General features: G+C 71.3%; 14 protein-coding genes. 6 read left to right on the top strand and 8 right to left on the bottom strand.

Annotation, left to right across the window (positions count from 1 at the left end):
* Positions 1–62 precede the first annotated feature (62 nt).
* From QFZ71_RS22200 to QFZ71_RS22185, 4 genes are all read right to left on the bottom strand, one after another.
* A complete protein-coding gene (locus QFZ71_RS22200; RefSeq protein WP_307669919.1) occupies positions 63–2,018 on the bottom strand; it encodes a galactose oxidase-like domain-containing protein in 1,956 nt (651 codons plus the stop codon).
* Positions 2,019–2,021: 3 nt separating this feature from the next.
* On the bottom strand, positions 2,022–3,833 hold the full coding sequence (locus tag QFZ71_RS22195; protein ID WP_307669918.1) for a cellulose synthase catalytic subunit: 1,812 nt from the start codon (positions 3,831–3,833) through the stop codon (positions 2,022–2,024).
* Between the two features lie 172 nt (positions 3,834–4,005).
* The gene (locus tag QFZ71_RS22190; RefSeq protein ID WP_307669917.1) at positions 4,006–4,299 is read right to left on the bottom strand and encodes an MTH1187 family thiamine-binding protein; all 294 of its coding nucleotides are present in this window, start codon (positions 4,297–4,299) and stop codon (positions 4,006–4,008) included.
* Positions 4,296–4,646, bottom strand: a complete 351-nt coding sequence (locus QFZ71_RS22185) for a DUF3817 domain-containing protein (RefSeq protein ID WP_307669916.1) — start codon at positions 4,644–4,646, stop codon at positions 4,296–4,298. Before QFZ71_RS22185 ends, QFZ71_RS22190 begins: the two co-directional genes overlap by 4 nt.
* A 236-nt stretch (positions 4,647–4,882) precedes the next feature.
* On the opposite strand from QFZ71_RS22185, the gene QFZ71_RS22180 reads away from it, so the two are divergent.
* The 4 genes from QFZ71_RS22180 (at position 4,883) to QFZ71_RS22165 (ending at position 7,550) form a co-directional block, all read left to right on the top strand.
* Entirely contained in the window at positions 4,883–5,515 is a 633-nt protein-coding gene (locus QFZ71_RS22180; RefSeq protein ID WP_307671548.1) for an AIM24 family protein, read from the top strand.
* A complete protein-coding gene (locus QFZ71_RS22175; RefSeq protein WP_307669915.1) occupies positions 5,515–6,165 on the top strand; it encodes an AIM24 family protein in 651 nt (216 codons plus the stop codon). The genes QFZ71_RS22180 and QFZ71_RS22175 overlap by 1 nt, the downstream gene beginning before the upstream one ends.
* Positions 6,162–6,926 carry an AIM24 family protein gene (locus QFZ71_RS22170; protein ID WP_307669914.1) on the top strand — a complete coding sequence of 255 codons (765 nt, stop codon included), beginning with the start codon at positions 6,162–6,164 and terminating at the stop codon, positions 6,924–6,926. The genes QFZ71_RS22175 and QFZ71_RS22170 overlap by 4 nt, the downstream gene beginning before the upstream one ends.
* Positions 6,927–7,073: 147 nt before the next feature.
* Entirely contained in the window at positions 7,074–7,550 is a 477-nt protein-coding gene (locus QFZ71_RS22165; RefSeq protein WP_307669913.1) for a MarR family winged helix-turn-helix transcriptional regulator, read from the top strand.
* Between the two features lie 107 nt (positions 7,551–7,657).
* Here the strand turns inward: QFZ71_RS22165 and QFZ71_RS22160 are convergent, their stop codons facing one another.
* The gene (locus tag QFZ71_RS22160; RefSeq protein WP_307669912.1) at positions 7,658–9,103 is read right to left on the bottom strand and encodes a cell wall metabolism sensor histidine kinase WalK; all 1,446 of its coding nucleotides are present in this window, start codon (positions 9,101–9,103) and stop codon (positions 7,658–7,660) included.
* Positions 9,100–9,762, bottom strand: coding sequence for a response regulator transcription factor (locus QFZ71_RS22155; protein WP_307669911.1), 663 nt, complete (start codon positions 9,760–9,762; stop codon positions 9,100–9,102). Before QFZ71_RS22155 ends, QFZ71_RS22160 begins: the two co-directional genes overlap by 4 nt.
* 117 nt (positions 9,763–9,879) lie before the next feature.
* Between QFZ71_RS22155 and QFZ71_RS22150 the strand changes: the two genes are divergently transcribed.
* Positions 9,880–10,602, top strand: a complete 723-nt coding sequence (locus tag QFZ71_RS22150; RefSeq protein WP_307669910.1) for a PepSY domain-containing protein — start codon at positions 9,880–9,882, stop codon at positions 10,600–10,602.
* Positions 10,603–10,693: 91 nt separating this feature from the next.
* On the opposite strand, the gene meaB is transcribed toward QFZ71_RS22150, so the two are convergent.
* Complete coding sequence (meaB, locus tag QFZ71_RS22145; protein ID WP_307669909.1) at positions 10,694–11,662, bottom strand: methylmalonyl Co-A mutase-associated GTPase MeaB; 969 nt, start codon at positions 11,660–11,662, stop codon at positions 10,694–10,696.
* A gap of 58 nt (positions 11,663–11,720) precedes the next feature.
* Positions 11,721–12,926, bottom strand: coding sequence for an acetyl-CoA C-acetyltransferase (locus tag QFZ71_RS22140; protein WP_307669908.1), 1,206 nt, complete (start codon positions 12,924–12,926; stop codon positions 11,721–11,723).
* A gap of 145 nt (positions 12,927–13,071) precedes the next feature.
* Between QFZ71_RS22140 and mce the strand changes: the two genes are divergently transcribed.
* Positions 13,072–13,500 carry a methylmalonyl-CoA epimerase gene (gene mce / locus QFZ71_RS22135; protein WP_307669907.1) on the top strand — a complete coding sequence of 143 codons (429 nt, stop codon included), beginning with the start codon at positions 13,072–13,074 and terminating at the stop codon, positions 13,498–13,500.
* Positions 13,501–13,728 lie beyond the last annotated feature (228 nt).

The raw sequence follows: 13,728 nt of genomic DNA, 5'->3' as shown, positions 1-13,728 counted from the left end.
GCCGGGCCGCCGGGCCGGGCCGCCGGGACCCGCGGGCGCGGGCGGTCGCGCCTCCGGAGGCGTCAGGCGACCTTGACCCACTTCGCCTCGGACGGGATGCCGTCCGCGTCCGTGACGAAGAGCATGTACCAGCCGGGCGGCACCAGCGTGGGGTCGTCCGGCACGGTCACGCTCACCTTGCCCTTGCCCTTCTCCAGCCCCAGTTCGATGGAGCGCTGCTCCACGTCGGTGGTGTGGGTGACGGCGCTCGGCCGCATCAGCCGGGCGGTGGCGATGCGGTCCGCGTCGGCGCTCTCGTACGTGACCGTCGTGCCGCGCTCGGCGTCCTCGGGGCCGTTCCCGATCACCGGGCGCTTGTCCTTGCCGCGGTGCAGGGCGGGCGGGGTGTAGACCTCCATCCGCTGTTCGAACTTGCCCAGCTTGGTGTTGTCCTTGTCGCCGTAGAGCGAGTCGGAGCCGAAGGTCGCCACCCGCCCGTCGGGCAGCAGCAGCGCCTCGGAGTGGTAGTTGCGCCCCACGGTCGGCGCGGCCGCCTCCTCGAAGGTGTTGGTCTTCGGGTCGTAGGACTGCGCCTTCAGGATGTTGCTGGCCCCGCGGCCCCGGTAGTCCTCGGAACCGCCGCTGGTGAAGACGGTGTCGTCGGGCATGATCACGCTGTTCAGGTAGCGCGTGCCCTGCGGCAGGTCGGGGCCCGCCTCGAAGGCCGGGTTCTTCTTCTTGAGGTCGATGACGGCCGTGCGGGCCGTGGACTTCTTCGACTCGCCGACCCCGCCGCCGCCGAGCACCATCACCTTCTGGTCCTGCACGGGCGGCAGCAGCAGGGAGGCCGCGGTCTCCAGCTGGTCGGTGTCGGTCAGTCCGGGGACCTTGGCGAAGGTGTTCTTCTCGATGTCCCAGATCCCCGGCTCGCGCCCCTTGTCCGCCGGGCCGTAGCCGGCGTTGGCGCCCGGGTAGAACAGCTTGCCGCCCTTGGTGAGGAACAGCGCCGGGTAGGTCGGGAAGTAGTGGAAGGGGCCCTTGGACCACTTCTTGGTCTTCGGGTCGTAGATCTCGTTGTCGCCCGGCAGGATCGCGCCGACGTCGTCGAGACCGGAGACGGAGAGCACCCGGCCGTCCTCCAGGCCGACGAGCGTCGGGTACCAGCGGGCCTCCTTCATGGGGTCGACCGGGATGTACTTCTCGGCCGTCGGGTCGAACTCGTAGGCGGCCCGGATCCCCTGGAAGTCCTGCTTGTCCATGGTGATCTTCTCGGCCAGCCCGTAGGCGTTGTCGGCTTCCTTGCCCTTCAGCCCGACGATCTCGTACTGGGCGGCGTCGGTCGCCACCGCGTCCGGGCCGTCGTCCACCGCCTCGACGAAGACCCGCTGCTCGGCGGCGGTCACCTTGGTCTTCCACGGCTTCATCTGGCCGCTCTCGAAGTAGTCGACCTCGAACTCGCGCTTGGCCCTGGGGACGGTGACGTCGAACTTGGCGACGTACTCGGCGCCGGAGGGCGAGCGGAAGACCGTGCCCTTCTTCAGCTTCAGGGGCTTGTCCGGGTTCTCGTTCTTGACCCGCATGCCGCCGCCGGCCCGCTTCACCTTGTCGTCGAGCACCTCGTAACGGGCGGTGCCGCCCGCGATCAGGAGGCGGCCGTCGGGGAGCTGGGCGTGGCCGCCGCAGAAGAAGTCCTCCGGGGTGGGGATCTTCTGGAAGGTGTTCTCGGCCGGGTCCCACAGCACGGTGTCGAAGGTGCCCTCGTCGAAGTGCTTCTGGTCGTTGCCGGAGCCCGCGACGATCAGGACCTTGCCGGTGTGCAGGAGCGCCGCGTGGATGGCGTTGGTGCGGTACTCCTTCGGAATGTTCACGCGCTCCCAGGACCCGTACTCGGCCTTGTAGGCGGGCTGGTCGATCTTGTACGCGTGGTACCGGTCCTCGGCGAAGGACAGCGCGGCGGGCGCGTTCAGTCCGGCGAGCAGCACCACCGCGCCGCCGCCCAGAAGGGTCTTCTTCATCTTCTTCGAAGGCCGGTAGGCCATGGCTCAGTTCCCTCCTGCGGTGGTGGTGGCGGTGGTGCCCGCCGTCGCGGTGGTGGTGGACGGTGACGGGGCGGTGGGGACGTACGCCGCCGCCTCGGGCGAGGGGGGCGCGGGGACGGGGACGGCGCGCGCGGCCCCGGCCCGCCGGTCCTGCCGGACGGTCCACGCCCATACGGCGACCGGGGCGAGGGAGATCGCCAGGCCGAGCGCCGCCCAGGTCCGCATCGCGGCATGCGTGTGGTCCAGGACGACGGACGCGGCCAGCGAGGAGAGCAGGACCGCCGCCCAGAAGAGGTGGATACGGAAGGTGAGCAGCCGGTCCGGGGACGCCTGGCCGCCTTTGGGCGTGACGACGAACCGGCCGTCGCGGCGCAGCACGGCCGAGCCCAGCGACTTCAGGTAGACCGGGGCGGAGATCGCGGACATGGCCATGCCGGCGAGGCCGCCGGAGCCCTCGGGCTCGTGCGGCGAGACGTTGTGCCGGCGGTTCCAGAGGTAGAGGCCGATCTGGAGCGCGGCGGCGTCGCTGTAGAGCATCAGCCAGATGGAGGCGGCGACCTGGGTGCCGGAGGCCCCGAGCCAGAGGAACAGCACGCAGCTGAGGACGCCGAGCAGCCAGTTGACGGCGGTCATCGGGTAGTAGACGAGCATCAGCGTGTAGCTGAGGAGGCGGCCCGGCGGCACCCGGAACAGCGCCTTGCCGTACTGCCGGAACAGCGTCTCGTAGGTGCCCCGTGACCAGCGCAGCTGCTGGGTGAAGAAGTCCGTCCAGGAGGCGGGGCCCTCGCCCACGGCGAGCACGTCGGGGGTGTAGACGGACCGCCAGAAGCGTCCGGTGCGCGGGTTGCGGCGGCGGTGGATCTCGAAGCCCGTGGCCATGTCCTCGGTGATCGAGTCGTACAGGCCGCCGACCTGCCGCAGGGCGGCGATGCGCACGACGTTGTTGGTGCCGACGAACATCGGGGCGCCGTAGCGGTTGCCCGCGCGCTGGATCAGGGCGTGGAAGAGGAACTGCTGCGACTCGGCGGCCTTGGTGACGGCCGAGTCGTAGTTGCCGTAGACCTGCGGTCCGACGACGAAGGCGACGTCCGGGTCGCGGAAGTAGCCCATCATCCGCTCCAGGAAGTTGGGCATGGGCACGTGGTCGGTGTCGACGGAGGCGAAGAAGTCGTAGTCGTCGCCGTGCAGGGCGATCCAGGCGTTGTAGTTGCCGTGCTTGGTCTTCGCCTTGTGGGCGCCCTTCTCGCGGTTCCACTCGGGGACCCCGCGCCGGGTGAAGTGGTGGACGCCCAGTTCGGCGCAGAGCATCCGGGCTCCGGGGTCGTCGCCCTCGTCGAGCAGCCAGACGTCCAGCGGCCCGTCGTGCGCGAGCCGCACGGCTCCCTTGAGGGTGGCGCGGACCATGGAGAGCGGTTCCTTGCCGGGGACGTACGTGGTCAGGAAGGCGACGCGGGTGCCGGGCTCGGGCGTCACGGGGACCGGGTCCCGCGCGACGAGCGTGGCGTGCGCGATGGAGACCACGTTGACCAGCATGAACAGTTCGATCAGCGCGATCGACACCAGCATCACGGTGTCGGCGGCGACCAGCCAGCGTTCCCCGTTCTCCCGCTCGGTCCAGTGCGTGGGCCAGACCAGGTACAGCAGGAGGGCGCCGGTGAGGAGCGGCGCGAGGGTCATCAGCAGGACGGCTCTTATTCGGTGCTTCTCCGTCGAGAGCAGGCTCCTGTACCGCACCCGGTACCCGGTCGGGTCCGGCTCCGTGAGCGGTCCCGCGAGCCGGCTGTAGGTGTCGTAGTCGTAGCCCTCCGACCGCACCGTGCCTCCCACTGTCGAACGGGTTGATATCCCTACAGAAGGGGACAGCTAACGGCGTGTCGACTCGGCAGGTCCGAGTGAGCGGTTTTCGGCCCGGCGCCGCGAAAGCCCCCGGCCGTGTGGCGCCGGGGGCTTTTCGGGTGAACGCGGGAGGGCCCGCGCGGACGGGCCGTCAGGTGGCGAGATACCGCTCCACGGTCTCGACCTTCGAGGTCAGTCCGTCGGTGACGCCGGGCCGGATGTCGGCCTTGAGCACCAGGGAGACACGCCCGGCGCGGGCCTCGACGGCGGCCACGGCGCGCTTGACGACGTCCATGACCTCGTCCCACTCGCCCTCGACGGAGGTGAACATGGCGTCGGTGCGATTCGGGAGCCCGGACTCGCGGACGACCCGCACGGCGTCGGCGACGTACTCCCCGACGTCCTCGCCGACGCCGAGCGGCGAGACGGAGAACGCGACGATCATGCGCTGACCGTGCCCTCGCGGCGGGCGCGGGCGGCGATGACGCCGTCGGCCTCGTACTTCTTGAGGAGCTTGTCGCCGTAGAGCCCGCCGAAGGGGATGACCGCGAGGACGAAGAACAGCGCGACGCGCCCCAGCGGCCACTTCGCCTTCACCCAGACGTCCAGCAGGAACACCGCGTAGATCACGAAGAGCGCACCGTGGATCATGCCGAGCGGCATCATCAGGAAGTCGATGTCCGAGACGCGGCTGAGGACCGAGCCGAAGAGGATCAGGGCGGGGAAGGACAGCGCCTCGGGAATCGAGATGAGGCGCAGCCGGTGCAGGGCGGAGGCGGTCTTGATGTCCACAGGGGCACCTTCGGTGAGAGGGGTCGCGTGGGCTTGTGAACGCACGCACAAGCCGTCCCCCATTGTGGCATCGCGCCGGGAGGCTTCCGGAGCCGGGGGCCTCCGGGAGGGGCGCCCGTCCGCGGCGGCGCATATCAGGGCCGGTCCGGGTGCGCATCAGGGGAGCGTGAGGGGCGTACCCGTTCGGTGGGATCTGGCCCGGAGGCCGGGCGGAGGGCTACCGTCGTGGCGTGGCGATGTTCCGACTCCAAGGCAGCAAGACGCTCGCCGTCGATCTGACCGGCGACGCCGTCAAGGCGAAGAACGGCTCGATGGTCGCGTACGACGGCCGGATGGCCTTCAAGAAGTTGTCCGGCGGCGGTGAGGGCCTGCGCGGCATGGTGACCCGCCGGCTGACCGGCGAGCAGATGACGGTGATGGAGGTGTCCGGGCAGGGCACCTGCTATTTCGCGGACCGGGCGAGCGAGATCAATCTGGTGTCGCTGCACGGCGACACGCTGTACGTGGAGGCGAGCAATCTGCTGGCCACCGACGCCGGGCTGCGCACGGGCACCACGTTCACCGGGCTGCGCGGCGGGGCGAGCGGCAACGGCCTGTTCACGACCACGGTGGAGGGCACCGGGCAGGCGGCGATCATGTCGGACGGCGCGGCGGTGCTGCTGCGGGTGTCGCCGCAGTATCCGCTGACGGTGGACCCCGGCGCGTACATCGCCCACCAGGGGCGGCTCCAGCAGCACTTCCAGGCGGGCGTGACCTTCCGGACGCTGATGGGCGAGGGTTCGGGCGAGGCGTTCCAGATCCGCTTCGAGGGCGACGGCCTGGTCTACGTCCAGCCCAGCGAGCGCAACACGGTCGGGGGCGATGTCTGATGCCGTTCCGGGAGATCAACTCCAAGATGGTCGAGGCCACCGTGGCGCCGGGCCAGAAGCTGTTCAGCCAGCGCGGGGCGATGCTGGCGTACCGGGGCGAGGTGTCGTTCACGCCGAACATCCAGGGCGGCCAGGGCGGTCTCGCGTCGATGATCGGCCGCCGGGTGGCGGGCGAGGCGACACCGCTGATGACGGTCGAGGGGTCGGGCACGGTGATGTTCGGCCACGGCGGCCACCACATCCAGGTGATCAACCTGTCCGGCGACACCCTGTACGTCGAGGCCGACCGCCTTCTCGCCTTCGACGGGACGCTCCAGCAGGGCACCATGTTCATGGGCTCGCAGGGCGGGGTGATGGGCATGGTGCGCGGCCAGGTCACCGGCCAGGGCCTGTTCACCACGACGCTCAAGGGGCATGGCGCGGTCGCGGTGATGGCGCACGGCGGGGTGATCGAGCTGCCGATCACCCCGGGCCGGGAGGTCCATGTGGACCCGCAGGCGTACGTGGCCCACCACGGAGAGGTCCGCAACAAGCTGTCCACGGCGGTCGGCTGGCGGGACATGGTGGGGCGGGGCTCCGGCGAGGCGTTCCAGCTGGAGCTGAGCGGGAGCGGTGCGGTGTACGTCCAGGCGTCGGAGGAGAAGCTGTGAGCGCGCCCGTGGTCTTCGATCCGATGACGCTGCCGTCGGACGACAACGTCAACGCCTACACCTTCTGCGTGGAGCTCAAGGGGAGCCGGTGGTTCCTGCAGAAGGGAAAGATGATCGCCTACTACGGGCAGATCCGGTTCGACGGGATCGGGCACGGCCGGTTCGAGCGGCTGGTGCGCTCCAGCTTCCATTCGCCGCTGCACGCGAGCGACTGGGTGGTGGCCGAGGGCAGCGGGAAGATGCTGCTGGCGGACCGGGCGTTCGACGTGAACTCCTTCGACCTGGAGGACGGCAACCTCACCATCCGGTCCGGGAACCTGCTGGCCTACCAGCCGACGATGGCGCTGAAGCAGTCGATCGTGCCGGGGTTCGTGACGCTGATCGGCACGGGGAAGTTCGTGGCCGCGTCGAACGGCCCGGTGGTGTTCATGGAGCCGCCGCTGCGGGTGGACCCCCAGGCACTGGTGGGCTGGGCCGACTGCCCCTCCCCCTGCCACCACTACGACCACGGCTACATGACGGGCGTGATGGGCGGTATCCGGTCATTGACGGGGATCGGCGGGACGTCGGGCGAGGAGCACCAGTTCGAGTTCGTCGGGGCGGGCACGGTGCTGCTCCAGTCGTCCGAGGTGCTGATGGCGGAGCAGGCGGCGGGCGTCGTCCCGAACGAGCCGGGCGTTCCGGGCGGCGGAGGTCAACACGGCGCCACACCGCGCATGCCCGGCCAGCTGGGGGACCTCCAGCGTCGCTTCGGGTTGTGAGCGGTAGTCTGCGGAGTGTGACGTCGAACGTCTGCGCCCCGGCGTCGGTGCTTGCCCACGGGCCTGTCGCCACTCCGGCGGGCCGGAGATGCGGGGCGTCACACCCCCATTTCGTCCGGCTTTCAACTTCTTAGGTAGAATCCATATATGGAGACCGAGACGGCCACCCGCTGGCTGAGCGACGCGGAGCAGTGCGCCTGGCGCACCCACCTGGACGTCAGCAGGCTGCTGATGCACCAGCTGGAGAAGGACCTCCAGCCGTTCGGCCTGACCATGAACGACTACGAGATCCTGGTCAACCTCTCCGAGTCGGACGAGCAGCGGATGCGGATGAGCGACCTCGCCGCCGCCACCCTCCAGTCCAAGAGCCGGCTCTCGCACCAGATCACCCGTATGGAAACCGCCGGGCTGGTCCGCCGTACGCACTGCGAGTCCGACCGGCGCGGACTGTTCGCGGTCCTCACCGAGCACGGCGCGGAGACCATGCGGAAGGTCGCCCCGCACCACGTCGCCTCGGTGCGGCAGCACTTCATGGACCTGCTCTCCCCCGAGGCGCTGGCCGGGCTGCACGCGGCGCTGACCCCGATCGCGGACCACCTGCGCGGCAAGCGCGGCAAGCTGTAGGACCGAGCGCCGGATCTGCCGTGCGCGGCGGGTTCCGGGGCCGCGTACGTCGGTGCCGGGCGCGGCGGGCCCCCGCCACCGTGCGCCGCCCCACCACCGCACGTACGTCAGGCCGGGTGCGGCAGCCGGAGGCGGAAGGCGGCGCCGCCCTCGTCCGCCCGGTGCACCGTCAGCGTCCCGCCGTGACGGGCCGCGACGTCACGGGCGATGGCGAGGCCGAGGCCGGCGCCGCCGTCGTCCCGGCTGCGGGCGTCGTCGAGCCGGACGAACCGCTCGAAGATCCGCTCGCGCTCGTCCTCGGGCACGCCCGCTCCGTCGTCCCGGACCTCCACCCGTACGCCGCGCCCGTCGGCGGCCACCGACACCGCGACGCGCGCCTCCGCGTGCCGCTGGGCGTTGTCCAGCAGGTTGCCGACCACGCGGGCGAGCTGCCCGCGCGACCCGGTCACCTCGAACGCACCGCCCTCCGGGATCTCGACCGCCACCGCGATCCGGTCCCCGGTGCGCTGCGAGACCTCCTCCCGCACCAGCGCGCCCAGCTCCACCGTCCCACCACCGGGCTTCTCCCCCGCGTCCAGCCGGGCCAGCAGCAGCAGATCCGCCGCCAGCACCTGGAGCCGTACGGTGTCGGCGACCGCGCCCGGAAGGTCCAGCAGCTCCGGATGGGCCTCGGCCACCTCCAGCTGGGTGCGGAGCGAGGCGATCGGGGAGCGCAGTTCGTGCGAGGCGTCCGCGACGAACCGCCGCTGCCGCTCCACGGACGCCTCCAGGGCGGTGAGCGTCTCGTTCGTCGTCCGGGCGAGCCGGGCGACCTCGTCGCGGGAGTCCGGCTCCGGCACCCGGCGGGTCAGATCCTCGGAGGCGGTGATCGCCGCCATCTCGCGGCGGATGCCCTCGACCGGGCGCAGCGCGCGGCGGGTCACCAGCCAGGTCACCCCGGCGACGACCAGCAGGAGCACCGGGAGCCCGGTGAGCATGGCCCCGCGCACCGTGTCCACGGCCTCCTGCTCGGCGGCGAGGGGCGCTCCCGCGTACACGGTGAGGGTGACCCCGTCGGGGGTGGTGGCCTCGACGGCGGCGAAGCGGTAGTCGGCGGTGGTGCGGTCGACGGTGGCGGTGCCGTCGGAGAAGTCCGGGTCGTCGTGGGAGACCTGGCCCCGGCCGGGGCGGGACCCGTCGTCGTCGCCGTCGCCGTCGTCATCGTCGTCGCCGGGTGACGGGGAGGGGCCGGCGGAGGCGGCGGGAGCCGGGGTGACGCCGCTCGCGCCGGTGCCCGTGACCGCCCGCAGGTCCTTCGAGACGAGGACGACGCGGTCCTCCTCGTCGGTCACCTGGACCGGGTGGTCCTCCTCGTCGTCCAGCTCCACCTCGCCGTACGGGGTTCCCGTGGCCAGCTCCCCGGCGACCTCGCGGGCCGCCACCTCGGCCTGGAGGTCCGCCTGGTCGATCAGGTTGGTCCGCAGGACGAGGAGGACGGCGAGGCCGGCCGCGACCAGGGCGACGGCGACGACCAGGGTGGCCCCGAGGGCGGCCCTGGCCCGGACGGACCTCACCGCGCCTCCAGTCGGTAGCCCGCGCCGCGTATCGTACGGATGGCGGTGGCGCCCAACTTGCGGCGCAGGGTGGAGATGTAGACCTCGACGATGTTCGGGTCGCCGTCGTAGGCGAAGTCCCAGACGTGCTCCAGGATCTCGGCCTTGCCGACCACCTGCCCGGCGCGCAGGGCGAGTTGCTCCAGCACGGCGAACTCCTTGGCGGTGAGCGTGACTTCGTCGTCGTCGCGGATCACCCGGCGGGCTGCGGTGTCGATGCGCAGGGGGCCGACGGTGAGGACGGGCGCGGCGGTGCCGGCCCCCCGGCGGCGGAGCAGGGCGCGGACCCGGGCGACGAGCACGACGTAGCTGAAGGGCTTGGTCAGGTAGTCGTCGGCCCCGGTGTCCAGGCCCTCGGCCTCGTCGTACTCGCCGTCCTTGGCGGTCAGCATGAGGATCGGCACCTCGTGCCCGGCGGCGCGCAGGGCGCCGCAGACCCGGTAGCCGTTCATGCCGGGCAGCATGATGTCGAGGATCACCAGGTCGTAGCCGCCCTCGCTCGCGCGGTGCAGCCCTTCGAGCCCGTCGTGCACGACGTCCACGGCGAAACCCTCGGCGGTGAGTCCCCTGGCCAGGGACACCGCGAGTCGCTTCTCGTCCTCCACGATCAACAGGCGCATGCGCACAGCCTCGCAAACTCCGCCTGAAGACGCCTTCAGGTGGCTTCAGGCTGCGTTCAGCATCGGGTCGGCAATGTGGGACCCGTCGAACAGCACAGCAGCCCTCGGGAGGAACCCATGAAGCGCAACGTCACCATCGCGGCGATCACCGCGGCCGTTCTGATCGGCGGCGCCACCGCCGGCACCGTGGCCTTCGCGGACAGCGACGACGACGGCGACCGCGCGCCCTCCAGGAGCGCGAGCAGCGTCGGCCCGGCCGACGACAAGGACGCCGACGACCGTACGGACGACGCTTCCGACGAGCGGGACGACGACCGGGCCGCCGCCGCGAAGGACGTCCGGGTCTCTCTCGACCGGGCCGTCGCCGCCGCGCTGAAGAGCGCTCCGGGCACGGTCACCGGGGCCGAGCTGGACGCGGACGACGACGACCACGACGGCCGGACCGTCTGGGAGCTGGACGTACGCGGCACCGACAAGAAGTGGCACGACGTCACGGTGGACGCCACGAGTGGCACGGTCCTGAAGACCCGCGACGACGACAGCGACGACCGCGACCGCCACGCGCCCCGCTCCTCCGCCGTCACCCTGGACCGGGCGGCGGCCGCGGCGCTGAAGACCGCGCCGGGCACGATCACGTCGATCGACCTGGACGACGATGACGACGGGCGTCGGGGCGAGGTCCTGCGCTGGGACGTCGACATCGAGGGCAAGGACGGCAAGCAGCACGAACTGCGCGTGGACGCGAAGACCGGCAAGGTGACGGCGGACCGCGACGACGACGGCGACAGCGACCGTGACGACGAGGGCGGGAGCGACGACCGGGACGGCGACGACGGCTGACCTCCGCCGGGGAACGGGCCCCGTGCGCGCGAAGGCCCTCGGAGCGGCTGTGAGCGCCGCTCCGAGGGCCTTCGCGCGCACGCTCAGGTGGTCAGGAGCCTTCTGTCAGCCCCGCCACCAGTTCGTCCGCCGCCGCGTACGGGTCCAGGCTTCCCGCCACGATGCGTTGGGCCAGGGCGTTCAGGCGGCGGTCGCCGCGGAGGTCCGCGATCTTCTCGCGCAGGGCGGTCACGGCGATCGTCTCGACCTCGCGGGCCGCGCGAGCGGTCCGGCGCTCGGTCAGGACGCCGTGCTCCTCCATCCAGGCTCGGTGCTTCTCCAGGGCCTCGACGACCTCGTCCGTGCCCTCGCTCCGGGCCGCGACCGTCTTCACGATCGGGGGACGCCAGTCTCCGGGGCCGCGGGCCTCGCCCAGGCCGAGCATGTGGTTCAGCTCGCGGGCGGTGGCGTCGGCGCCGTCGCGGTCGGCCTTGTTGACCACGTACACGTCGCCGATCTCCAGGATTCCGGCCTTCGCCGCCTGGATGCCGTCGCCCATGCCGGGCGCGAGCAGGACGACCGAGGTGTCGGCCTGGGAGGCGATCTCCACCTCGGACTGGCCGACGCCGACCGTCTCGACGAGGACCACGTCGCAGCCGGCCGCGTCCAGCACCCGGATGGCCTGCGGGGCCGACCGGGCGAGGCCGCCGAGGTGGCCCCGGGTCGCCATCGAACGGATGTAGACGCCCGGATCCGAGGCGTGGTCCGACATCCGGACCCGGTCGCCCAGCAGCGCCCCGCCGGAGAACGGCGAGGACGGGTCGACGGCGAGGACGCCGACCCGCTTGCCCGCCCGGCGGTACGCGGAGACCAGGGCCGAGGTGGAGGTGGACTTGCCGACGCCCGGCGAGCCGGTGAGCCCGACGACGTAGGCGTGGCCCGCCAGCGGCGCCAGCGCGGCCATCACCTCGCGCAGGTGCGGGGACGCCCCCTCCACCAGCGAGATCAGCCGGGCCACCGCACGCGGCCTGCCTGCTCGCGCCTGCTCGACCAGCGTGGGGACGTCCACGTCCACGTTCACCGCTCCGTTCGCCTTGCCCCGTCCCGGACCCCGTACGGGCCCGGCGTCGTCACGCGTACTACTTGCCCGGAACGCGCAGGATCAGCGCGTCGCCCTGACCGCCGCCGCCGCACAGCGCCGCCGCGCCCGTACCGCCGCCGCGCCGCTTCAGCTCCAGGGCCAGGTGCAGGACGACCCGCGCGCCGGACATCCCGATGGGGTGACCGAGCGCGATCGCGCCGCCGTTGACGTTGACCTTGTCCGAGGTGACGCCCAGGTCCTTCATGGACTGGACGGCGACGGCGGCGAACGCCTCGTTGATCTCGATGAGGTCGAGGTCGTCGACGGTCAGGCCGTCCTTCTTCAGGGCGTGCCGGATGGCGTTGGAGGGCTGCGACTGGAGGGAGTTGTCGGGACCGGCCACGTTGCCGTGGGCGCCGATCTCGGCGATCCAGTCGAGGCCCAGCTCCTCGGCCTTGGCCTTGCTCATCACGACGACCGCGGCCGCGCCGTCGGAGATCTGCGAGGAGGTGCCGGCGGTGATGGTGCCGTCCTTGGCGAAGGCGGGGCGCAGCTTGCCGAGGGTCTCGGCGGTGGTCTCGGCGCGGATGCCCTCGTCCTGGGAGAAGAGGACGGCGTCACCCTTGCGCTGCGGGATCTCCACCGGGGTGATCTCGGCGTCGAAGAGGCCGTTCTTCCGCGCGGCGGCGGCCCGCTGGTGGGAGAGCGCGCCGATCTCGTCCTGGGCGGCGCGGTCGAGACCGAGGCGGCGGTTGTGCTTCTCGGTGGACTCGCCCATGGGGATGTTCTCGTACGCGTCGGTGAGACCGTCGTGCGCCATCGAGTCCAGCATCTCGATCGCGCCGTACTTGTAGCCCTCGCGGGACTTGGGGAGCAGGTGCGGGGCATTGGTCATGGACTCCTGGCCACCCGCGACCACGACGTCGAACTCCCCGGCGCGGATGAGCTGGTCGGCCAGCGCGATGGCGTCGAGCCCGGACAGGCACACCTTGTTGACGGTGAGCGCGGGGACGTTCATCGGGATGCCGGCCTTGATCGCGGCCTGCCGGGCGGGGATCTGGCCCGCGCCCGCCTGGAGCACCTGCCCCATGATCACGTACTGGACCTGGTCGCCGCCGATGCCCGCCCGGTCCAGCGCGGCCTTGATCGCGAACCCGCCGAGGTCGGCCGCGGAGAAGCTCTTGAGGGAGCCGAGGAGACGGCCCATGGGCGTCCGGGCGCCCGCGACGATCACTGAGGTGGTGGTACCGGTCGTTGCTGGCATGGGCACGGCCCCTTGGGATCGGATGTGAACGAGGGTTTACCTGAATGTACTGAGCGCTCCCCCGCCCGTCATCCGGCTGCCGGTGTGACGGCGCGCACGTTGTGTAACCATGGCGGGAGCGCGGGAGCCGATCCATGCTGAATCCATGCTGACGCGCATCGATCACATCGGAATCGCCTGTTTCGACCTGGACAGGACCGTCGAGTTCTACCGTGCCACGTACGGCTTCGAGGTGTTCCACTCCGAGATCAACGAGGAGCAGGGCGTCCGGGAGGCCATGCTCAAGATCAACGGGACCTCGGACGGCGGGGCCTCCTACCTCCAGCTCCTGGAACCCACCCGCGAGGACTCGGCCGTGGGCAAGTGGCTGGCCAAGAACGGGGAGGGCGTGCACCACATCGCCTTCGGGACCGAGGACGTGGACGGGGACGCCGCGGACATCCGCGAGAAGGGCGTCCGGGTGCTGTACGACGAGCCCAGGACGGGTTCGATGGGGTCCCGGATCACGTTCCTGCACCCCAAGGACTGCCACGGTGTCCTCACCGAACTGGTCACGAGCCGGACGGAGCACTGACCTCCGCATATCCGGCCCGGTAGAGTGGGCGGCTCCGGGCCGGGGCCGGGTCGGGGCCGTACCGCGTCCTCGTCGTTTGTCTGTCACCATTCCCCGGGAGACGACTCGCCGCCGAGCAGTGCTCGTGCGGAGGGTTTCGACCAGGGTTGGGGTCTCCCCTGCTCAGTGGTGTCTCCCCTGCTCGAACGAAGTTGAGAGCTCGGGGAAGAAGTTGAGAGCTCGGGGAAG

Origin of the sequence: Streptomyces sp. V2I9 (genome assembly GCF_030817475.1) — a bacterium.
GTDB lineage: Bacteria > Actinomycetota > Actinomycetes > Streptomycetales > Streptomycetaceae > Streptomyces.
The sequence above is the reverse complement of the archived record's forward strand: the minus strand, read 5'-3'. Positions and strand labels throughout refer to the sequence as shown.